Source organism: Pantoea sp. R13S299, assembly GCF_048515925.1.
In the GTDB taxonomy this organism is placed as follows: Bacteria; Pseudomonadota; Gammaproteobacteria; order Enterobacterales; family Enterobacteriaceae; genus Pantoea.
Genome location: NZ_JBLYEF010000001.1, coordinates 1,710,372 through 1,732,505, shown reverse-complemented (window position 1 = coordinate 1,732,505; position 22,134 = coordinate 1,710,372). Strand labels below are relative to the sequence as shown.

Here is a 22,134-nt window from a genome sequence, read left to right as displayed (position 1 = left end):
ATGATAACCGACGCTTCACGCGCCGGTTATTTTTTTGCATCCAGTTTTATTAGAGCGTTTTTTGCTGACTTAACCGAGGCCGGGCACGCACCCGGATAGATAAACACTGAAAACACGCGTTAGCGTGAGATTGAGGATGACAAAGATGGGGATGTTTTTCACTCTGCCAGCCAATGCTGGTACGCGTTTTCGTGATGACTACGGCGCCGCGTTAACCGCTAACCTTACTCCCTGTCGCTTAATGCGCAGTTGCCCTGTGACCCAACCCAGCCAGGTTGTCGCACATGGGGGACTGAAGCATGTCGCTTAATACCTCCGCCGCACCGCAGCGTGCGCAACTCAAAAAAACACTTACGTTACTTCCGGTCGTCATGATGGGCTTAGCCTACATGCAGCCTATGACCCTGTTCGATACCTTTGGCATCGTTTCCGGGCTGACCGAAGGTCACGTCGCCACCGCTTATGCTTTCGCGCTGATTGCGATTCTGTTCACTGCCGTGAGTTACGGTAAGCTGGTACGCCGCTTCCCCTCTGCGGGCTCCGCTTATACCTACGCTCAGAAGGCGATCAGTCCGCACGTCGGCTTTATGGTCGGCTGGTCATCTCTGCTGGACTACCTGTTCATGCCGATGATCAACATCCTGCTGGCTAAAAACTATTTCGAATCGCTGGTGCCGGGCATCCCGTCGTGGATTTTCGTAGTGTTGCTGGTCGGCTTTATGACGCTCTCTAACCTCAAGGGCATCAAAACCGTCGCCAACTTCAACAGTGTGATTGTGGTGCTGCAGGTCGTTGTCATGCTCGGGATTACCGCGATGGTGATCTACGGTGTGGCAAGCGGCGTCGGTTCCGGCACGCTGGTGAGCAGCCGTCCATTCTGGTCTGAGAATGCGCATGTGGTGCCGATGATTACCGGTGCGACGATTCTCTGCTTCTCGTTCCTCGGCTTTGATGGCATCAGTTCGCTGTCGGAAGAGACCAAAGATGCAGAACGCACCATTCCGCGTGCCATTTTCCTGACTGCGCTGATTGGTGGTGTGATCTTTATCGCCGCATCTTACTTCCTGCAGCTTTACTTCCCGGACATCACGCGCTTCCAGCATCCGGACTCCTCACAGCCGGAAATCATGCTGTTCGTGGCCGGTAAAGCGTTGCAGGTCGGCATCCTGATCTTCTCGGTGGTCACAGTGCTGGCATCCGGTATGGCAGCGCACGCTGGCGTATCACGTCTGATGTATGTGATGGGTCGTGATGGCGTGTTCCCGGAGCGTTTCTTCGGTTACATCCATCCAAAATGGCGTACTCCGTCACTTAACGTGCTGCTGGTCGGTGCGATTGCGCTGATGGCGATTAACTTTGACCTGGTAACAGCCACCGCGCTGATTAACTTTGGTGCGCTGGTCGCGTTTACCTTCGTTAACCTGTCGGTGATCGCGCAGTTCTGGGTCCGTGAGAAGCGTAACCGTACGCTGAAAGATCACGTTCAGTATCTGCTGCTGCCGCTGCTGGGTGCACTGACGGTCGGTGCGCTGTGGGTAAACCTGGAAGAGAGTTCTATGGAGCTGGGCCTGATCTGGGCCGCCATCGGGATTATCTACCTGGCGTTCGTAACCCGCAGCTTCCGTAATCCGGTGCCGCAGTTCAGCGAAGAAGTGTAATCGCGCTCACGTTGCCGCCTTTCCGGTCTTCCGGCAAGGCGGCAACGTTTTAACTGGCCAGCACCCGCTCCCAGCTACCCGAATCTAACAACTCTCGCCCTGCATCACTCCGCTTTTTGTCGGTCACTACCACATCAAACCTCTCCAGCGGTAATGCCAGAAACGTCGCGATCCTGTTGTACTTCGAACGGTCACTCAGCAGCACCCGCTTACTGCTCACCTCATTCACCGCCTGCTTCACCATCACCTTATCTTCATCCGGCGTAAACAAGCCTTGCGGGATTCAGGAGACCAGCTCCTGCGCATAGAGATAGAGCGCTTTCAGCTGCCCAACCTTTTCTGCATCCGCTTCATGCAGATTCGCCAGTCCTTCCAGCTCCTGCATAAACGCCTGCACCCGCTCAGCATTCAGCACTTCACGGCGATGCTGCAACCAGCGTTGCTGCTCGGCATCATCCAGCGTGCCGGGGAAGTTACGCGCCCGGTAGCGGAACAGGAGTTTCGCCACGCGCGCACTCTCAAAGCTCAGGTCCAGCGCAGGCAGATTGGCTGGCGCAGTCTGGCGGATGATATTCATTCCGGCGCGGTCGGCATCACTGAAGAATCCATCATAGAGTTGCGTGTCAACGTCATCTGATGGCGTAAACGGCTCTGCTTCGGCAAACAGCGTGACCAGTTTTTCGCGCACGTCGGGCTGCTGACGCAGCAGCGCCAGATTCGCCAGACAGTGCTGACGGTCAATGCCCAGCCGGGCAGCATCTTCCGGGCGCAGCGTACTGGCAGGCGCCAGCACCGGACACTTATTGATATGCACCAGTTTGACCGGCACCGGGGACAGATCGCCGAGATCGTTTTTCGGCGTGTAAAGACGCTCACGCAACGTGTCGGCATCCAGTTGCAGCAGCGGCGACATATCGCCCGCGAGATCGACCACGATCAGCGCATTGCGGTTATCGGGATGCCACGCGAGTGGTACGATCCAGCTGGTGTTACCGCGCGCGGCACCGAACATGCCGGAGACATGGACCAGCGGTTTCATCTGCGGGATGTCGATCAGGTTCATCAGCTTGTTTTTGTTACGATGGGTAAACAAAAACTCAAACAGTTTCGGCTGCTTCTCTTTGACCAGCTTCGCCATCGCCAGCGTGGCGTATACATCGGACATCGCATCGTGTGCATTTTCGTGGGACACGCCATTGGCTTTAGTCAGATGCTCAAGCCGGAAGCTGGGAAAGCCTTCTTCATTCTCCGGCCAGTTGATCCCTTCGGGCCGCAACGCATAGCAGGCACGCATCACATCGAGCAGGTCCCAGCGTGAGTTGCCGTTTTGCCAGGCCCAGCCATAGGGATCGTAAAAGTTGCGATAGAAGATATTGCGCGTCACTTCATCATCGAAACGCACGTTGTTGTAGCCCACCACACAGGTTTGCTCTTTGGTGAACAGCGCATGGATGCGTTCGGCGAACTCTGCTTCGATCACACCGCGACTCATCGCGATCTGCGGAGTAATGCCGGTAATCATCACCGCTTCGGGCTGAGGCAGATAGTCATCTGGCGGACGGCAGTAGAACACCTCTGGCTCGCCGACCGGATTGAACTCACTGTCGGTGCGCAGGCCGGCAAACTGGGCGGGCCGGTCACGAGACGGGCTGGTGCCGAACGTCTCGTAATCGTGAAAGAGGAAAGTGGGCTGTACGCGGTCGTTATTCAAATTTCATATCCGTTCATTGCGTTCACTGACTTTATGAACAGAAAGCCCACGGCTTTCTGTTCGCTCTGAATCTGATTACACGCAGGGTTAATTTTGTTCATTGTGTCTGCGAATGTAGTGCCCGAATGGTTGCACAGGGAAGATTATAGCGGTCCGGAGCAACATCTGGCCTGACACATGGTAAACCATGTCCTGCCTCGCCTTCAAAGTATCCTGTCTCGTGGGCTCCCGCAGTAAGCAATCTTGCCAGACCGGAATTGTGCTTTCATATTTCACGGAATTAATTTTTTTTATGGTCTTAATCATCCCAAAATGATAACTAATTTCATTAATAACAATAAGTTAAAGGTTTTTATTTTCTGGTTAATCATTTTGCGTGTTGAGTTGATACAAGCAGCAAGGAACTTAGTGAACCCGATTATCCTAAAGATTTTGCGAGTGGCTTCAAAATTCATGAAAAAATAAAGTCTGAAAACGAATGTGGACATAATGTGAGAACATCTGCGTTTAATATTACTGAGTACAGTAAGTTAACACCATTATTAAGTTTTGGTTGTTATGTTAGTTTCAGCCCCAATCCACTGTGTTGAAATTTAAATAACGAATTGGCCGGTTCGATATGGAAATTTACAATGAGTGGTTATAGTATGCCGCTGCACTTAATGAAAAAGGAGTTTTATTATGCCAATTCCGGCTTATTTATGGCTTAAAGATGATGGCGGTAGCGACATTAAAGGTTCTGTCGATGTTAAGGACAGAGAGGGCAGTATAGAAATAATTGGTTTCAGTCACGGTCTCAATATCCCTGTTGACAGTGCCAACGGTAAAATAACCGGCACGCGTTCACACTCTCCCATGTTACTGGAAAAAGAGTTCGATTCATCGAGTCCGTATCTTTATAGAGCGGTTGCTAAAGGGCAAACCCTTAAAAGCGCTGAAATTCGCTGGTACCGCATAAACTACTCGGGACAGGAAGAGTGCTACTTTGTGATGACAGCTGAAAACGTCAAGGTTACCGGTGTGAATCCGGCAATGCCCAATACTAAACGGCAAAGTAATGACGCAATCAATCATGTAGAGAGCGTCTCTTTACTGTACGATAAAATCACATGGCGTTATGTTGACGGTAATGTGCAGTTCACCGATGACTGGAATGTCAGAAGCTGAATTTTAAGGCGGATCAACTCCGCCTTTTCTTCCAGAGAAAAGAGATCAATTCTGTTGTAGCAATGTAAAATATTATCGTACCAGAAATCGTTATAAAGAAATTAATGTAAAAGTAAACATCATCTGTTTCTTCAGGAAAAGCATGACCATTGAAATACTCTGATATTTTTGAGGCTGAGTTTAAGCTAATTATTGAGTAATAGTATGGATGATATAAATGGGTGACAGTCATGAGTAAAATACAGAAATAAAAAATCTTTAGCGCTTTCAGAGCTATCTTAGCCATTTGTGATCACCTTGATAGTGCCATACGCCATCATGTTCTTCATACAGGTTACAGGTGTTTTTGTGGTTCTTAATAACGCGTTTCGAAGCAGACCAAAGTCAGTGTTATGCGCCAGAGTAATGCACCCTTCAGATAACTGACCAGGATGAAGCCGAAATCCGCCACGACTTACCCCCTCAATCCATAGACTATCTTTCACATTGCCTCAGTTGTCAGGAAATAAAGCAAACCATTCACTGTGCGAAAAAACCGCACCTTTAAAAGTGCGATTGAAGGTATCACCCATTATTGCTCTGACCTGATTGAATGTGCTTCCCTCTGGACGATCAACAATCCAGTACAAGCCTGCTGGCACTGGCCCCTGAGTTGGGATAGCCCCACAGGTCACGTGATTACGGCAGGCCCCATCACCGGAGAACGCCAGAAAAGTACCTACACCAGGAAAAGTCAGTGGTGAATAATCAGCATCATTGAGTTCAAACTTTCCATGCAAAGCCATATTGCCTCTTCCTTAAGCCCGATTGATAAATCAACAAATCGCGTGTCATTCCATGAAAAACTGCCAGCAAAAGGCTGGTCAATTGACCGCACATAAAATAAGGTTATATGCATACTTTGTAAACAATCAGATGACTACCGCTTTCGATTACGCATGACAACGTTTGATGTGTTCTCGAAATATCTCATCTCAGTTCATACTTTTTTTCAATTTATTCAAACCTTCACAACGCTTTTGCCGTAAAACGTGCGGCTGTTTCCGTTTCGTTTTTAGAAATTTTCTCTCCCGTGCAATTAAGGATGAAGTGTTGAAAAGGCGTCTGCTGTTCACCGTTACCGTTACTGTTTTCTGGGCCTCGCTGGCACAGGCTGATGCGATCCCCTTTCCTGTGACGCCTCCGGCGATTGATGCCGCTTCCTGGGTGCTGATGGATGCCACCACCGGGCAGGTGCTGACTGCAGGCAATCCCGATGAACGACGCAATCCCGCCAGCCTGACCAAACTGATGACTGGCTACGTGGTCGATCGCGCCATTGACCAGAAGAAAATCAGCCGCGACGACATGGTCACGGTCGGAAAAGATGCCTGGGGAGCGGGTAATCCAGTGTTCAAAGGCTCCTCGCTGATGTTCCTGAAGCCAGGCGATAAGCTCAGCGTCCGGGATTTAAGCCGTGGCGTCATCATCGATTCCGGTAACGACGCCTGCGTTGCGCTGGCTGATTACGTGGCGGGCGGCGAAGCGAACTTCGTCGGCATGATGAATCACTACGTTGAGAAGCTCGGCCTGCAGAACACCCATTTTGAAACCGTGCATGGTCTGGATGCGCCGGGTCAGTTCTCCAGTGCGCTGGATATGGCGAAACTGTCGCGTGCCATTATCGATGGTGAGCCTGACTTTTATGCCATGTACAGTGAGAAGACCCTGACCTGGAACGGCATCACTCAGAACAACCGCAATGGTCTGCTGTGGGACAATAATCTTCACGTCGATGGGCTGAAAACCGGTCACACTGAGACCGCAGGCTTCAACATCATTGCCTCGAATGTGGTGGGCAAGCACCGCCTGATCGCCGTCGTCATGGGCGGTAAAAGCTCGAAAGGCCGTGAAGAGCAGGCGCGTAAACTGCTGGTCTGGGGCCAGAACACCTTTGATACCGTTCAGCTGTTCCATGCCGGTAAGAAGATTGGTACCGAAAACGTCTGGTACGGTAATCCTCATCAGGTCGATGTCGGAACCGCAGAAGATGTTTATCTGTCGCTGCCGCGCAGTGAAGTGCAGAACGTGAAGGCGAAGTACGTTATCGATCGCAAAGATCTGGAAGCGCCGCTGAAAGCCAACGAAGTGATTGGTGAAATTCAGGTGATGGATAAAGATCAGCAGATTGCTCACTATCCGCTGGTGGCGCTGAGTGCGGTTGAACCGGCCGGTGTCATTACCCGCCTGACGGATTATCTCAAACAGAAGTTCTGATTAGCCGATTGTCAGCACTAAAACGGGTAGCCTGCGGGCTGCCCGTTTTCACATTGCTGCCTTGTGACCGGGTACCGGAAAAGGTTACAGAGCCGTAGTCAGTTGTTTTTAACTTCCGGGCAGTTATGTGAGACGGATGTTGATAATTGTAAGCGAACGTCAAAACCGTTTGAAATATCCCGCCCGTGCTAAGCCTGAGCCGCGTTCAGGGTTAAGATAGCCTCATTATGTTCCCGCAACCGGAAAGTCACTTTGCGTCCTGATAAGCCCATATCAAAACTGGAATTCTGGTTTTATCGCCATTACCGCTCCGTACACGGCGTGCGCATCGCCATCGCCTTCATCCTCTGCTTTATTTTTGTCCGGGCGACCGATATCCCGGAAGGGACCTGGCCGCTGATTACGCTGGTGGTGGTGATGGGGCCGATCTCCACCTGGGGGAATGTCTTTCCGCGTGCGCTGCAGCGCATCAGCGGCACGGTGGCGGGGTCCATTTCCGGTCTGATTGCCCTGAAGCTGGAGTTAATCTCGATGCCAATAATGCTGGTCTGGTGCGGCATCATCATGGTGATTAGCGGCTACCTGACACTGGGCAAACACCCGTATATGGCGCTGTTGATCGGGATTACGCTGAGCGTCGTGGTGGGGGCGCCAACCGGCGATTTCACCATGGCGCTGTGGCGTGGGGGTGATGTGATTCTGGGATCGCTGATGGCGCTGCTGTTTACCGCCATCTGGGCGCAGCGTGCGTACACCCACTGGCGCATTCAGCTCTCTGATGCGCTGGCGGAGATGGCGAAGATCTATCACGCCGGTTTCTCGCCCAACCTGGTTGAAAAGCCGCGTCTCAACAAACCGCTGAGCAAATTGCTGAGCAGCGTGATTAAGATGCGTGCGCTGCTGGAGCCGTCGAGCAAAGAGACGCGCATTCCGAAGTCGGTCCTTGAAGCCATTCAGACCATTAACCGTAATATGGTTAACACCATTGAGATGCAGATTAATGCCTGGTGGGCATCGCGCGAGAGCCATCTGATTATGCTCAATGCGCCCGCACTTCGTCGCACTCAGCAAATGACCGAGAACACGCTGCGGGCGCTGTCGGTGATGGCGATTGAAGGGGAAACGGAAGAGGTGATTGCCAACAGCCATGAGCTGACCGAAATCAGCGGCGAACTGCGGCGGCTGATCGCCGACGCGGGCAGCGACGGACTCGAGGAAACGCCAATCTACGGCTACGTCTGGCTGACGCTGGAGCTGGCGAAACAGCTGGAGCGGATGACCGATCTGATGCGCATGGCGCTGCGCAAATAATCACCTCAGACAATGACTTAATGTGAAACCGGGTTTCTTTGCGCTAAGATAAGAGCCAGTCTGAATTTAGCTGTGAAAATTGCTTACCTGGCGGGCTAGCCGCTAAGCTGATCGTTTTGACTCTCTCCCTGCGTCAGCAGGCTCAAAGAAAGGTGCCATCATGGAAAATGCCAAGCAGTCATTTCAGGACGTACTGGAGTTCGTGCGTATGTTCCGCCGCAAAAACAAACTGCAGCGTGAAATCGTCGACAACGAGAAGAAAATTCGCGACAACCAGAAGCGCGTTCTGCTGCTCGACAACCTGAGCGAATATATCAAACCGGGCATGAGCGTTGAGGCTATTCAGGAAATCATCGCCAGCATGCGTGTGGATTACGAAGATCGCGTGGATGAGTACATCATCAAAAACGCCGACCTGTCTAAAGAGCGTCGCGAGCTGTCTAAAAAGATCAAAGCGATGGGCGTGGGCGAACACCCGAAAGCGTAAGCGCATATAGCCGGGCGCTTACGCGCCTTACGAACCCGCTTCCACTCTGGTGGAGCGGGTTTTTTATTGCCCTTATCAGCGCGTCGTTATTTGCCCGCCAGCCTGCGGGCAATCCCCTGTAACTGCTGTGACAGCGCCACTAAATCAACCTGCTTATCAGCCGGTGGGGCGGTGGTCTCGCGGATCACCAGCGTGGTTTCCAGCGCGATGTGGGAAGCCTCTTCATCCTGAAGCCGGGCCAGCATCCGCTCGACGCTCTGCGCGCCAAGAAAGTGTAAATCCTGCCGCACCGTGGTCAGCGGCGGCTGATACCACGCGCTCTCGGCGGTATCGTCATAACCAATCACCGAGATCTCACCCGGAATCGCCACGCCATACTGATGCAGCGCCCGCATCGCACCCAGCGCCATCTGATCGTTCGCCACCAGCAGCGCCTGCGGCAGGTCGTCGGGCAACTGCGCCAGCAGCGCCTGGTAACCCGACTGCGCGCTCCAGTCGCCGCGCAGGGAACAGTGCGGCGTTAACTGATGATCGGCCAGCGCCTGACGCCAGGCATGTTCACGCTGACGGGCTGACACCGAGCGCTGCGGGCCATTTAACAGGCCAATCTGACGATGGCCCAGCGCCAACAGATGTTCTACGGCGGCACGCGCGCCAGACTCATTTGGATACTGGCACTGGGCCACCGCGGCCTGCGGTTCGACATCCAGAAACAGCACCGGTTTGCTGCCACACAGCAACTGGATCTGTTGCGCCTCATCCTTATCCAGCGGCAGGTTAATCAGCAGCCCGTCGACCCGCTGTGCCAACAGTTCATTGACGGTAGCGGCCGCATCGTTACCGCTGTCCATGGCGATCACCAGATGATAGCCCGCACTCGCAGCACGCTGCTGAATCGCCGAGGCGATCTGCGCCGGTGCCATCAGCGCCAGATCGCTGGTGGCGAGACCCAGCGTGCGCGTGGCCTTGCCCGCGAGCTGCTGCGCCACCCGGTTGGGCACATAATTGAGCTGCTGCATCGCCGCCTCAACCCTTTCCCGCGTGCGGGCTGACACCTGTTCAGAACGATTTAAAACACGTGAAACGGTTTGATATGAGACGCCGGCCAGTTGAGCGACATCATCGAGGGTCACGGAGCGGGAAGTCATTGAACTCTCCAGTATATGAAGCGACGAGTGTAGCAAATTTTCCTGCTGCGCTGCTGCTGCCAACCACACTTTCACCGCCACGCTGCCGGGGCTATTGCCGCACCCGAGCAGCGCAGTCGGCCGTTATTAACGCTGTTGCAGATAGACCTGCAGATTCACATCCACTGCGTTCAGCAACGGTGTGGCAAGACCATTCCGTTTCGCCCGCAGCAGCAGATCGCCTATCACCTGATCGGCTTCAATATCAAAGCCCTGGGTGAGATCGCGGTACATGGAAGAGGTCATCGGCGTCGCCGGATTGTTTAACAGCTCAAAAATGCGGGCGGTGACCGCCGGGCGCGGCTGATAGCCTTCGGCAGTAATGACGGAAAGAATCTCCGCAAAAATTCCCTGTAACAGCGCTTCGCCACCGCGCGAGGTCAGGATCTGCTGGGTATTACCGCGCGCCAGGCAGCAGACGGCGCCGAGCGTGCTCAGCAGCAGCCACTTCTCCCACAGCTCATCCATAATGTTATCGCTGAACAGGGTATCAACCTGACAATCGCGCAGCGCCGCATCAACCCGATGTAGCCGCGCATCGTTGTTGCCGTCCAGCGCGCCGTATAACAGCTGATGCAGTGGCGTCATCTGGATCACTTCGCCCTTGTCGCCCAGCGTGGCGTTGATTTTGCACAGGCCGCCAATCACCTTATCTTCGCCGAAACGCTGTTGCAGCGTCGCGATGTGCCGCATTCCGTTGAGAATCGGCATGATTAGCGTGTCCGGGCCGACCGCAGGCGTAATGTCATCCATCACCTGATCGAGTGCGAAGCTCTTTACCGTCACGATGATCAGATCATAGTGGCCCGTCAGAGTGCTTGCCTGGGTCAGTTGCGGCTGTAACTTTTCCGTGCCTTTGGGCGTCTGCAATACCAGTCCATTGGCCTGAAGCTGCTGATAACGCCGTTCACGGACCAGAAAGGTCACGTCCTGACCCGCCTGAGCCAGTCTTGCACAAAAATATCCGCCAGTCGCGCCGGCACCTGCCATCAGAATGCGCATCCCACTCTCCCTCTGCTGAAAACCTCTACATTAAAACGCCGTGACCGGGCTTACCAGCCTCAGGCGCGGTTGAAGCATAGCGGGGAGCATGAAATAGCAAGCCGGGAAAGCGTGAGCAGGGGGCTGATGATGCTGAGAAATCAGATTTTCCCGTTCAGAGGATTGAAATGGAGCAGGATATTACAGCCGGGTGATGCCCAGCGCGGCGGCCTGCTGTTCCCACGCCAGCACGCCCTGATAATCGTCCCGCTGTACCGGGCTGAATCCGCCGATCAGGTTGTCGTCGCAGACGGCACGAAAAGCGGAGTCGCTCACCAACTGATGCAGCGCCGTGCGTAACGTCGCAAGCAGCGTCGCTGATGTTGAGGCTGCCGTAATCAGTGGCAATCCGGGTGCGGCTGACGTCTCACCGATGATATGCAGGCCGCGCAGTTCTTCAGGCGCATAGCGCGCCAGCAGCGCCCAGCTGACACAGTCGATCGCCGCGATATCCGCCTGTGAATCACGCAGCGCCGCCAGCGACTGACGGTGTCCGCCGCTCAGCAACAGCTGCGAAAACGTCACGCCCTGAAGTGCGGCCACCAGACGCAGCGCGTTATAACCGGAGTGAGAATCCAGGCTGTTCGCCACTGCCCGCTGACCGTTGAAATCGGCGAGCGTTGCCTGTTTATCCCGTGCCACCAGCCAGCTGCGATAATCGCGACCGCTGCAGCCGGGTGCCTGATAGTGAAAGGTGCCGACCAGCTGCACCGAAGGCAGCTGGCTGACCAGCGGATAGCCGCAGGTCTGGCTCAGCAGCAGTCGGTCATCCTGCCAGTGTGCCAGCAGATCGTCAGGCCAGACCGGCTGCGCGGCGATGCTGTGCTGCGCCAGCAGGGCAACCATTGCCTGCATCAGCGCCTCTGTGGCGGGCGGATGAATCGCATACATTGGCAAAGCGAGCAGGTTATTCATGCTTTTTCTCCACTGAGCGGCCCGGATGGACATTGACGCCAACCGGTCTGGCCCAGAACTGACGCAGCCAGATCCGATAGCCCGCCACCCGAAAACCGTGGTTGCGCTGATAGTATTGATCGCGGTCGCGCAGGTAGAGCAGGCGCAGGCCATACCACGGAACGCCAGGCAGATCGTGATGCACTGAATGGTAGTTCAGATTCAGGAACAGGATGCGCCACGGCCAGGCCGCTTCATTATTCACCGAACGCGCCAGCGGATCGTCCGCCGCACGATGCTCGTAAAAAGAACGTATCTTGGTCAGCGCCAGCGCCGGATAACTTACCGCCAGCAGATACCACAGCGGTGAAAACCCAAGCCCCGCCATCCAGTAAAACAGCAGAGCCAGCAGCGCGCCATGCAGCAGCCACATGCCCGTCGCAGGGCGATCGCCACGGCGCAACGCCTGCCACATCCCGCCAATGGTCGACGCGATATCCAGTAGCGGGCCGAGCAGCAAACGGCCCGGAAAGGTGTTACGCAGATGAACCAGTTGCTGCTGCCAGCGCGGCAACTGTGCCCAGCGTGCAGCGGAAAAATAGTACGTTTCCGGATCTTCTTCCGGCTCGGTCAGGGTGTGATTGTAATGGTGGGCCAGATGAGAATCGCGATAGAGCCCGTACGGATACCAGACCGCCAGCGGCAGGGTGCCGAACAGCTGGTTCATTCGCGGCCAGCGCGTGGGATGGCCATGGATCAGCTCGTGCTGCAGTGACATATACCAGGTGGTAAAGACGATCAGCAGCAGGGTAGCGGGCAGTCGTCCCAGCGTCTGCCAGTTAAGCATCACTGAGAACCAGCCGCCGTAAATCACGCCCATCAGCAGCCAGGTCGGCAGTTCGCTGCGCCAGAGCCAGCCGCGCGCGCGTTGTTTCAGCCAGGCGCGCTGCTGTAAAGAGAGATAGCCGTTGTGCATCATTCACCTGACAGCGGAAGCAAGAGTCTTGAGAGTGAAAGAAAGGGCGATCAAAGACAAAGTAGATAATCTGCTTAGCTATGTCGAAAATCCTGAACATGGCGCTTAAAGATATTCACTATCAGTCGCCGCGCGGAGGGCGTAACCTTTCCCTATCAAAAATCGCCTATAGCCCACAGGCGTTTAGCGCCTGTCAGGAGAAATACAGATGAAAAATATTGGCTTCTTATCTTTTGGTCACTGGACGCCTTCGTCACAGTCCGCCACACGCACAGCGCAGGATGTATTACTGCAATCGATCGACTTAGCGGTCGCCGCCGAAGAGCTGGGCGCAGATGGCGCTTACTTCCGCGTCCACCATTTTGCCCGCCAGCTCAGCTCGCCGTTTCCGCTGCTGGCTGCCGTGGCAGCGCGCACCAAAACGATTGAGATCGGCACCGGTGTTATCGACATGCGCTATGAAAATCCGCTCTACATGGTGGAAGACGCCAGTTCAGCAGACCTCATCTCCAACGGTCGCCTGCAACTGGGTCTGAGCCGCGGTTCACCGGAGCAGGTGATCGATGGCTGGCGCTACTTTGGCTTTGAACCGAAAGCGGGTGAAAGCGATGCGGATATGGGGCGTCGTCACACCGAAGAGTTTCTGGAAGTGCTGCGCGGCGAAGGCTTTGCTAAGCCGAATCCACAGCCGATGTTCCCGAACCCGCCGGGTCTGCTGCGCCCTGAGCCGCTCTCTGAAGGCCTGCGTGACCGTATCTGGTGGGGCTCCGGCTCCAACGCTACCGCAGAATGGGCAGCAAAAATGGGCATGAACCTGCAAAGTTCAACCCTGAAAGATGATGAAACCGGCGAGCCGTTCCACATTCAGCAGGCGAAACAGATCCGCGCCTATCGCGAGGCCTGGAAAGCGGCGGGGCATCAGCATGCGCCACGCGTCTCCGTCAGTCGCAGCATCTTTGCGCTGGTGAATGATATGGACCGCGCCTACTTTGGCCGCAGCGGCAACGACCAGGATTCTGTGGGTTTCCTCGATGAGAAAACCCGCGCCATCTTTGGCCGCAGCTATGCCGCAGAGCCTGAAGCGTTGATTAAGCAACTGGCGCAGGATGAGGCGATTGCCGAAGCGGACACGCTGCTGCTCACCGTGCCTAATCAGCTCGGCGTCGCCTATAACGCCCATGTGATTGAGGCGATTCTGAAGTATGTTGCCCCGGAACTCGGCTGGCGTTAAGTCACAGAGCGCCCTGCAAAACAGGGCGCAGTTTGATTGTCCTGACGCGCAGAGGGTGCGCGTTCAGGGCAATGTCTCCTGCAAACGCGTTTCTTCACTCCCTGTTTTCTTCTGCTTTATCCTCCCTGAGTTGATCTCCGGCGAGCCATTTCTGGCCTGACAGTGCACTGCGCTTAATTATTTTCCGACGCCCGTGATTCTCTATTTTGTGACTTATGGTTTAAATGGTCACCGCTGTGCCATCAGGTTCCAGCGTATACTCAGAATTAACCTCGCCTCTTTATGGGCGTCACCTCCTTTAATTCGGCTTTCCTGCAACCTTCATAAACAGATAATCCCTTTCCGCAATTAGTGACCATTGACAATATTGGTCACGTGATATGAAAATGGCGGCACTCTCATGCTTACTGTTGAAGGTCATCTATGCTCAGGTTCAGTCCTGCCATCCTGGTTGTTTGTCTGCTGCCCCTGGCGCTGTCAGGCTGTCGGGATAACGCGCCCAAAGCGGATCCGCGCACCCAGCCGCCACTGGTCAGGGTAACGAAGGTCATCAGTGCCACCGGGGGCAGCCGTGCGTTTAGCGGCGTCGTGGTAGCCCGGGTTCAGAGTGACCTCGGTTTTCGGGTCTCGGGCAAAATCCTCGAAAGGCTGGTGGATAGCGGCCAGCGTGTGAAGCGGGGTCAGCCACTGATGCGGCTCGACCCGGTCGATCTGCGACTGCAGGCCCAGGCAGAGCAGCAGGCTGTTGCCGCTGCACAGGCTCGGGTCAGACAGACCAGCGCCGACCAGGCGCGTTACCGCACGCTGGTGGCAACCGGAGCAGTTTCCGTATCGGCCTACGACCAGATTCGGGCCGCTGCGGTCACCGCTCAGGCTGATCTGAAAGCGGCACAGGCGCAGGCCAGCGTGGCCGGTAACGCCAGCGGCTATGCGTTGTTACTGGCGGATGATGACGGTGTGGTGATGGCAACGCTGGCGGAGCCGGGGCAGGTAGTGAGTGCGGGTGAGCCCGTCATCAGACTGGCCAGAGCCGGACAGCGTGAGGCGAGCGTGCAGTTGCCGGAGACTCTGCGTCCGGCAGTGGGCAGTGAGGCGCAGGCCACGCTCTATGGTGCGGGCAGTGCGCGGGTCTCCGCCCGACTGCGGCAACTGGCTGAGGTGGCCGATCCGATGACGCGCACCTATGAGGCCAGATACGTGCTGGAGGGCGCACTGGCCAGCGCCCCGCTGGGTGCCACCGTTACGCTCTCACTGACGAATAAACCGGCGCAACCGCTGCTGCAGGTGCCGCTGGCTGCGATCTACGATGCCGGTAAAGGACCCGGCGTCTTTGATATTACCGGTGAGCCTGCCACCGTGGCCTGGCGCCCGGTCACGGTGATCGCGATCGGTGACGAGGCGGCCACCGTGACGGGGCAGCTTAATGCTGGTGATCGGATAGTGGCGCTGGGCGCACATCTGTTGCAGCAGGGCGAACGCGTGCGGCCCGATGACGCTGCCGTTGCCGGGAGTCTGCCATGAACGGACGCTTTAATCTGTCAGCACTGGCCGTGCGCGAACGCGCCATCACGCTGTTTCTGATCATCCTGATTACTGTGGCGGGCATCCTGTCATTTTTCGAACTGGGACGGGCAGAAGATCCCCCATTCACGGTAAAGCAGATGACGATTATCTCCGCGTGGCCGGGTGCGACGGCGCAGGAAATGCAGGATCAGGTGGCCGAACCGCTGGAGAAGCGGCTGCAGGAACTGAGGTGGTATGACCGCAGTGAAACCTATACGCGACCTGGCCTGGCTTTCACCATGCTCTCCCTGCAGGACAAAACGCCGCCCTCTCAGGTTCAGGAGGAGTTTTACCAGGCACGTAAGAAGCTGGGCGATGAGAGCAGAAACCTGCCCGCCGGGGTCATCGGGCCGATGATCAACGATGAGTTTTCCGACGTGACCTTTGCGCTGCTGGCGCTGAAGGCTCAAGGGGAGCCGCAGCGCCTGCTGGTGCGTGAGGCGGAATCGCTGCGTCAGCGACTGCTGCATCTGCCGGGTGTGAAAAAGGTCAATATTATCGGCGAGCAGAGTGAACGCATCTATGTGTCGTTTTCACACGATCGGCTGGCGACGCTCGGCATCACCCCCCAGACGATTTTTGCTGCGCTGAACGACCAGAACGTTCTGACGCCCGCGGGCTCAATTGATACTCAGGGGCCGCAGGTCTTTATCCGGCTGGATGGCGCATTCGATAAGCTGGAGAAAATCCGTGAGACGCCGATTGTGGCGCAGGGCAGAAGCCTGAAACTGGCGGACGTGGCCACGGTGACCCGAGGCTACGAAGATCCCGCCACATTTATGGTGCGCAATCAGGGCGAACCGGCGTTGCTGCTTGGTATCGTGATGCGTGATGGCTGGAACGGCCTGGAATTAGGCAAGGCACTGGCCGCTGAAACTGCCGGTATTAACCAGGCGATGCCGCTGGGGATGTCGCTGACTCAGGTCACCGATCAGTCCGTCAATATCCGCTCGGCGGTTGATGAATTTATGGTTAAGTTCGTCGTGGCGTTGCTGGTGGTGATGGTGGTCTGCTTTGTCAGCATGGGCTGGCGTGTCGGAGTAGTGGTGGCGGCTGCCGTTCCGCTGACTCTGGCGGTAGTGTTTGTGGTCATGGAGGCGTCCGGCAAAAACTTTGACCGTATCACGCTGGGATCGCTGATTCTGGCGCTCGGCCTGCTGGTGGATGACGCCATTATTGCCATCGAGATGATGGTGGTGAAAATGGAGGAGGGCTACGACCGTATCAAGGCGTCGGCTTATGCCTGGAGTCATACGGCGGCACCGATGCTGGCGGGCACTCTGGTCACCGCCGTAGGGTTTATGCCCAATGGCTTTGCACAGTCCACGGCGGGTGAGTACACCAGCAATATGTTCTGGATAGTCGGCATCGCCCTGATCGCCTCCTGGATCGTCGCGGTGGTGTTCACTCCTTATCTCGGCGTGAAGCTGCTGCCTGCCATTAAAACGGTTGAAGGCGGTCACGCAGCCATCTACAACACCCGTCACTACAATCGCTTTCGCCAGCTGCTGAGCCGCGTGATTGCCCGTAAAGGCTGGGTAGCAGGCGTGGTCATTGCTCTGTTCATTACCGCTGTGCTCGGTATGGCACTGGTGAAAAAACAGTTTTTTCCGACATCGGATCGACCGGAAGTGCTGGTTGAAGTTCAGCTCCCTTACGGCAGCGCCATTGAACAGACCCGGGCTGCCGCTGAAAAGGTTGAGACCTGGCTTAAACAGCAGCGTGAGGCAAAAATCATTACCACCTATATTGGTCAGGGACCGCCGCGTTTTTATCTGGCGATGGCACCTGAACTGCCCGATCCATCCTTTGCCAAGCTGGTGGTGCTGACCGACAGTCAGGATGCGCGCGATGCCCTGAAAGCAGAGCTACGTGCCGCAATCGCCAGCGGTCTGGTGCCTGAAGCGCAGGTTCGCGTGACGCAACTGGTGTTTGGGCCCTATTCACCTTATCCGGTGGCATGGCGTGTCATGGGGCCGGATCCGGCACGCCTGCGCGTAATTGCTAATCAGGTGGAAGCGGTACTGCGGGCCAGCCCGATGATGAGGACGGTGAACACCGACTGGGGCGCGCCCGTACCGACGCTGCATTTCTCGCTGGATCAGAACCGTCTGCAGGCGGTGGGGCTGACCTCCAGTGAGGTCGCCCGGCAGTTACAGTTTCTGCTGACGGGCGTGCCTGTCACCACCGTGCGGGAAGATATCCGAGCGGTCCAGGTTGTGGGGCGTGCCGCCGGGGAAATCCGGCTCGATCCGGCTAAAATTACCGACTTCACGCTGGTGGGGGCTGCGGGTCAGCGTATCCCGCTGTCGCAGATTGGTGATGTGCAGGTGAAAATGGAAGATCCCCTGCTGAGGCGGCGCGACCGCACACCGACCATTACCGTGCGGGGTGATATTGCCGATTCCCTGCAGCCGCCGGATGTCTCCACGGCGCTGAATAAAACCCTGCAACCGATCATCACGACGCTGCCTGCAGGCTACCGTATTGAACTGGCCGGTTCGCTGGAAGAGTCCGGTAAAGCGACTCAGGCGATGGCACCGCTGTTCCCAATCATGATAGCGATCACTCTGCTGATCATTATTCTGCAGGTGCGCTCTCTGTCGGCGATGGTCATGGTCTTCCTGACCGCACCTCTCGGGCTGATTGGTGTTGTGCCGACGCTACTGCTGTTCGGTCAGCCGTTTGGTATCAATGCGCTGGTCGGGCTGATTGCCCTGTCGGGTATCCTGATGCGTAACACGCTGATCCTGATAGGGCAGATCCACCATAACGAACAGGAGGGTCTGGCACCTTTTGCTGCGGTGGTGGAAGCAACCGTGCAGCGCGCGCGTCCGGTGCTGCTGACGGCAATGGCGGCGATTCTGGCGTTTATTCCACTGACGCATTCGGTGTTCTGGGGGACGCTGGCGTACACCCTGATCGGCGGTACGCTGGGCGGCACCCTCATTACGCTGGTGTTCCTGCCTGCGATGTACGCGATTTGGTTCCGCATTCGTCTGCCGGACAGTAAAACGGCAGTTGTGAAACCGACGCCGTCGGAATAGTCTCATGGTGGCGGTTGCCGCTTCGCTGCTTTTTTTAAGCACAGCGGCGGCCGTCGATTCATTGTCTCAAGCTTTTGAAGAAGGTGCATAAAAAGGTAAAAGCTATCAAACATATAGGATGAGACAGGTGTGCGACCCTGAAAATCCTCTATAGAGTAGCGATGAAAATACAAAAAAGAGGTGTGACCATGAGCAATTCCGTTGATGAAGATGCAAAAGATGCAAAGCCTATTGTCGAAGCCGATCGCGAAGCGCCTGAGGGCAAATGTCCTTTTCATGCGGGTAAACCACCCCAGTCAAACCAGGCTCCGGGCGGCGGCACAACCAACCGCGACTGGTGGCCTAATCAACTCCGTGTTGACCTGCTGAACCAGCACTCATCCCGTTCGAACCCGCTTGATGAATCCTTCGATTACCGTAAAGAATTTGCCAAATTAGATTACGCTGCGCTGAAAGCTGACATCAAAGGGTTGCTCACCGAGTCACAAGCCTGGTGGCCTGCTGACTGGGGCAGCTATATCGGCCTGTTCATTCGTATGGCCTGGCACAGCGCCGGAACCTATCGCTCCGTAGACGGACGCGGTGGTTCGGGCCGTGGTCAGCAACGTTTCGCACCGTTAAACTCCTGGCCAGACAACGTCAGCCTGGATAAAGCGCGCCGCTTACTGTGGCCGGTGAAACAGAAGTATGGCCAGAAGATCTCCTGGGCCGACCTCTATATTCTGGCGGGTAACGTCGCGCTGGAGAACTCAGGCTTCCGTACCTTTGGCTTTGGTGCCGGACGCGACGATGTCTGGGAACCGGATCTGGATGTGAACTGGGGCGAAGAAGCCGCCTGGCTGGAACACCGTCACCCGGAATCCCTGGCGCAGTCGCCACTGGGCGCGACCGAAATGGGTCTGATCTACGTGAACCCGGAAGGTCCGGAACACAGCGGCGATCCTGCCTCTGCGGCCCCGGCTATTCGTGCCACCTTTGGCAACATGGGCATGAACGACGAAGAGATCGTGGCACTGATTGCAGGTGGACATACGCTGGGTAAAACCCACGGTGCCGCACCGGCCAGCCACGTCGGCGTTGATCCCGAAACCGCCCCGATTGAAGCGCAGGGCCTGGGCTGGGTTAACAGCCACGGCACAGGCGTTGGCGCAGATGCGATTACCTCCGGTCTGGAAGTGATCTGGTCTCAGACACCAACCCAGTGGAGCAACTACTTCTTCGAGAACCTGTTCAAATATGAGTGGGTGCAGACGCGCAGCCCGGCGGGAGCCATTCAGTTCGTGGCCGCTGATGCGCCGGATATCATCCCGGATGCGTTTGATTCCACTAAGAAACACAAACCGACCATGCTGGTCACCGACTTGACGCTGCGTTTTGACCCGGAATTTGAAAAAATTTCGCGTCGTTTCCACAACGATCCGCAGGCGTTCAATGAAGCCTTTGCCCGTGCCTGGTTCAAACTGACGCACCGTGATATGGGGCCAAAAGCGCGCTACATCGGTCCTGAAGTTCCGCAGGAAGATCTGATCTGGCAGGATCCTCTGCCTGCACCGGTTTATCATCCAACCGTGGCTGATATCGCGCAGCTGAAAGAGAAGATTGCCACATCCGGCCTTAGCGTCAGCGAGCTGGTTTCGGTTGCCTGGGCTTCGGCGTCGACTTTCCGTGGTGGCGACAAGCGCGGTGGTGCCAATGGTGCCCGACTGGCGTTGCTGCCGCAGCGTGAGTGGGACGTCAATGCCGTCGCAGCACGCGTCCTGCCCGCGCTGGAAGCCATTCAGCGCGAAGCCCACAAAGCTTCACTGGCAGATGTGATCGTGCTGGCGGGTATCGTTGGCGTTGAGCAGGCGGCGAAAGCGGCGGGCGTCTCAATCGACGTGCCCTTTACGCCGGGCCGTGTCGATGCGCGTCAGGATCAGACCGACATTGAGTCGTTCGATCTGCTCAAACCGCGTGCGGATGGTTTCCGTAACTACGGCACCGGCTTCGGCAAAACCACCACCGAAAGCCTGCTGATCGACAAGGCACAGCAGCTGACCCTGACCGTGCCGGAGTTAACGGTGCTGGTGGGCGGGATGCGTGCACTGGGCGCAAACTTCGATGGCAGCCAGCACGGCATCTTCACGCACAATGTGGGATCGCTGAACACAGACTTCTTCGTGAATCTGCTGGATATGCGTACCGAGTGGAAAGCCACCGATGCCACCAATGAGAAATTCATTGGACGCGATCGCGTCAGCGGCGAAACCCGTTTCACCGCCACCCGCGCCGATCTGGTGTTTGGTTCCAACGCGGTGCTTCGCGCCTCGGCGGAAGTCTATGCCAGCAGCGACGCCCGTGAAAAATTCGTCAAAGACTTTGTCGCCGCCTGGACCAAAGTAATGAATCTGGATCGGTTTGATATCTGATTGCTGTAAAAACTGAAACTCTGCTGCACCCCAAAGGTTGGAGACCCGACTGAGTAAGGTGCAGTTTTTTTTGTCGCACATCTTCTGATTACGCGTCCTCTAATCTGCGTATGGAAGCCGCGCCGCAATTTTTTCATCTGATCTAGCCTAATCCTTTGCATCCCCCGAAACGTTTTTTACTCTCCTCATGAAGAAGTCAGTTTATTCCCGCGCAGGCCCAATTCAGGAGAACACGGCAATGGAACTGATTACTCATTGCTCGCCATCGCCCGCCGATGTTATATTAAAATATAACATTAGGAGGTGCTTTATGTTTATCACGCGTCTTAAAAAGGTTGGTGGCTCAGTCATGCTGGCGGTTCCTCCCGCCGTTTTGAAAACGCTCTCGTTGTCGACAAACAGCGAAGTCGGTATGACTATCGATAATGGTTATCTGATCGTTAAGCCTCAGAATCGTCCACGATATTCCCTTGAGGAACTGCTTGCGCAATGCGATCCGCATGCTGAGATCAGCAAAGAGGATCGGGAATGGATTGATGCGCCTGCAACAGGTAAGGAGAACCTGTAAATGGAGAGAGGAGAAGTCTGGCTGGTGACACTCGATCCCACCACGGGCCATGAACAAAGTGGGAAGCGTCCGGTACTTATCGTTTCTCCGGCCTCGTTTAATGCGTTCACCCGATTACCGATTGTGGTTCCGGTCACCAGCGGCGGAACCTTTGCCCGCGCAGCAGGTTTTGCCGTTTCACTGGATGGGGCGGGGTGCAGGACGACGGGCGTGATTCGCTGCGATCAACCGGGGACGCTCGATATGGAAGCCCGCGAAGGCAGGCGGCTTGAGCGATTACCTGATGCTATTGTGAATGAAGTGCTGGCGCGGCTGGAAGCCATTCTGAACTGAAGGGGGCTGTCGCTGAAAACAGCCAATAAAAAACCCGCTCAGGTTTCCCTGAGCGGGTTTCTCGAATTTGGCTCCTCTGACTGGACTCGAACCAGTGACATACGGATTAACAGTCCGCCGTTCTACCGACTGAACTACAGAGGAATCGTTTGAACGGGGCGCATAGTAACGGCCACGCAGGGCCATGTCAAAGCTCTTTTTCATAAATTAGCGCGACTGCTGAAATAGTCGCCATAATGCTGTGTTAAGCCCCGAAAGCATGGCCTGCAGGACCCGTGAGAGCAGTTAAAAAGCAA

At 55.8% G+C, this 22,134-nt stretch carries 16 protein-coding genes, 1 tRNA gene and 2 pseudogenes; 11 read left to right on the top strand and 8 right to left on the bottom strand.

Going from position 1 to position 22,134, the window contains the following annotated elements; genetic code table 11:
- Positions 1-299 precede the first annotated feature (299 nt).
- The gene (locus ACN1CO_RS08415; RefSeq protein ID WP_419138581.1) at positions 300-1,658 is read left to right on the top strand and encodes an APC family permease; all 1,359 of its coding nucleotides are present in this window, start codon (positions 300-302) and stop codon (positions 1,656-1,658) included.
- Between the two features lie 49 nt (positions 1,659-1,707).
- Here ACN1CO_RS08415 and ACN1CO_RS08410 read toward each other — a convergent pair.
- Both ACN1CO_RS08410 and sbcB read right to left on the bottom strand, forming a co-directional pair.
- Positions 1,708-1,938, bottom strand: a pseudogene (locus ACN1CO_RS08410) (DeoR family transcriptional regulator); the annotation flags it as partial.
- A gap of 3 nt (positions 1,939-1,941) precedes the next feature.
- A complete protein-coding gene (gene sbcB / locus ACN1CO_RS08405; RefSeq protein ID WP_419138580.1) occupies positions 1,942-3,369 on the bottom strand; it encodes an exodeoxyribonuclease I in 1,428 nt (475 codons plus the stop codon).
- A 681-nt stretch (positions 3,370-4,050) separates the two neighbouring features.
- Between sbcB and ACN1CO_RS08400 the strand changes: the two genes are divergently transcribed.
- The gene (locus tag ACN1CO_RS08400) at positions 4,051-4,536 is read left to right on the top strand and encodes an Hcp family type VI secretion system effector (RefSeq protein WP_419138579.1); all 486 of its coding nucleotides are present in this window, start codon (positions 4,051-4,053) and stop codon (positions 4,534-4,536) included.
- 278 nt (positions 4,537-4,814) lie between these two features.
- On the opposite strand, the pseudogene ACN1CO_RS08395 reads toward ACN1CO_RS08400, so the two are convergent.
- Positions 4,815-5,321: pseudogene (locus tag ACN1CO_RS08395) on the bottom strand (DUF2778 domain-containing protein).
- 307 nt (positions 5,322-5,628) lie between these two features.
- On the opposite strand from ACN1CO_RS08395, the gene dacD reads away from it, so the two are divergent.
- The 3 genes from dacD to tmaR all read left to right on the top strand — a co-directional run bounded on the left by dacD (position 5,629) and on the right by tmaR (position 8,590).
- Positions 5,629-6,792, top strand: coding sequence for a serine-type D-Ala-D-Ala carboxypeptidase DacD (gene dacD, locus ACN1CO_RS08390; RefSeq protein ID WP_419138578.1), 1,164 nt, complete (start codon positions 5,629-5,631; stop codon positions 6,790-6,792).
- 252 nt (positions 6,793-7,044) lie between these two features.
- The gene (locus tag ACN1CO_RS08385; RefSeq protein WP_090959708.1) at positions 7,045-8,103 is read left to right on the top strand and encodes an FUSC family protein; all 1,059 of its coding nucleotides are present in this window, start codon (positions 7,045-7,047) and stop codon (positions 8,101-8,103) included.
- A 160-nt stretch (positions 8,104-8,263) separates the two neighbouring features.
- The gene (gene tmaR / locus ACN1CO_RS08380) at positions 8,264-8,590 is read left to right on the top strand and encodes a PTS system regulator TmaR (RefSeq protein WP_004571340.1); all 327 of its coding nucleotides are present in this window, start codon (positions 8,264-8,266) and stop codon (positions 8,588-8,590) included.
- Positions 8,591-8,676: 86 nt separating this feature from the next.
- On the opposite strand, the gene ACN1CO_RS08375 is transcribed toward tmaR, so the two are convergent.
- The 4 genes from ACN1CO_RS08375 to ACN1CO_RS08360 all read right to left on the bottom strand — a co-directional run bounded on the left by ACN1CO_RS08375 (position 8,677) and on the right by ACN1CO_RS08360 (position 12,688).
- Positions 8,677-9,738 carry a LacI family DNA-binding transcriptional regulator gene (locus ACN1CO_RS08375; RefSeq protein ID WP_419138577.1) on the bottom strand — a complete coding sequence of 354 codons (1,062 nt, stop codon included), beginning with the start codon at positions 9,736-9,738 and terminating at the stop codon, positions 8,677-8,679.
- 126 nt (positions 9,739-9,864) lie between these two features.
- Entirely contained in the window at positions 9,865-10,779 is a 915-nt protein-coding gene (locus ACN1CO_RS08370; RefSeq protein ID WP_419138576.1) for a ketopantoate reductase family protein, read from the bottom strand.
- Positions 10,780-10,959: 180 nt separating this feature from the next.
- Complete coding sequence (locus ACN1CO_RS08365) at positions 10,960-11,733, bottom strand: phosphate/phosphite/phosphonate ABC transporter substrate-binding protein (protein WP_419138575.1); 774 nt, start codon at positions 11,731-11,733, stop codon at positions 10,960-10,962.
- The gene (locus ACN1CO_RS08360) at positions 11,726-12,688 is read right to left on the bottom strand and encodes a fatty acid desaturase (RefSeq protein WP_419139001.1); all 963 of its coding nucleotides are present in this window, start codon (positions 12,686-12,688) and stop codon (positions 11,726-11,728) included. Before ACN1CO_RS08360 ends, ACN1CO_RS08365 begins: the two co-directional genes overlap by 8 nt.
- A gap of 208 nt (positions 12,689-12,896) precedes the next feature.
- Between ACN1CO_RS08360 and ACN1CO_RS08355 the strand changes: the two genes are divergently transcribed.
- The 6 genes from ACN1CO_RS08355 to ACN1CO_RS08330 all read left to right on the top strand — a co-directional run bounded on the left by ACN1CO_RS08355 (position 12,897) and on the right by ACN1CO_RS08330 (position 21,838).
- A complete protein-coding gene (locus ACN1CO_RS08355; protein ID WP_136198062.1) occupies positions 12,897-13,919 on the top strand; it encodes an LLM class flavin-dependent oxidoreductase in 1,023 nt (340 codons plus the stop codon).
- Between the two features lie 423 nt (positions 13,920-14,342).
- Positions 14,343-15,440: an efflux RND transporter periplasmic adaptor subunit gene (locus tag ACN1CO_RS08350; RefSeq protein ID WP_419138574.1), complete on the top strand. Its 1,098-nt coding sequence runs from the start codon at positions 14,343-14,345 to the stop codon at positions 15,438-15,440.
- Positions 15,437-18,529 (top strand): efflux RND transporter permease subunit, encoded by a 3,093-nt coding sequence (locus ACN1CO_RS08345; RefSeq protein ID WP_419138573.1) that lies wholly within the window; start codon positions 15,437-15,439, stop codon positions 18,527-18,529. The genes ACN1CO_RS08350 and ACN1CO_RS08345 overlap by 4 nt, the downstream gene beginning before the upstream one ends.
- Before the next feature lie 188 nt (positions 18,530-18,717).
- Positions 18,718-20,937, top strand: a complete 2,220-nt coding sequence (gene katG, locus ACN1CO_RS08340) for a catalase/peroxidase HPI (RefSeq protein ID WP_419138572.1) — start codon at positions 18,718-18,720, stop codon at positions 20,935-20,937.
- 310 nt (positions 20,938-21,247) lie between these two features.
- Positions 21,248-21,505, top strand: a complete 258-nt coding sequence (locus ACN1CO_RS08335) for an antitoxin (RefSeq protein ID WP_419138571.1) — start codon at positions 21,248-21,250, stop codon at positions 21,503-21,505.
- A complete protein-coding gene (locus ACN1CO_RS08330) occupies positions 21,506-21,838 on the top strand; it encodes a type II toxin-antitoxin system PemK/MazF family toxin (RefSeq protein ID WP_419138570.1) in 333 nt (110 codons plus the stop codon).
- A gap of 68 nt (positions 21,839-21,906) precedes the next feature.
- Here the strand turns inward: ACN1CO_RS08330 and ACN1CO_RS08325 are convergent.
- A tRNA-Asn gene (locus ACN1CO_RS08325) sits at positions 21,907-21,982 on the bottom strand.
- Between the last annotated feature and the right edge of the window lie 152 nt (positions 21,983-22,134).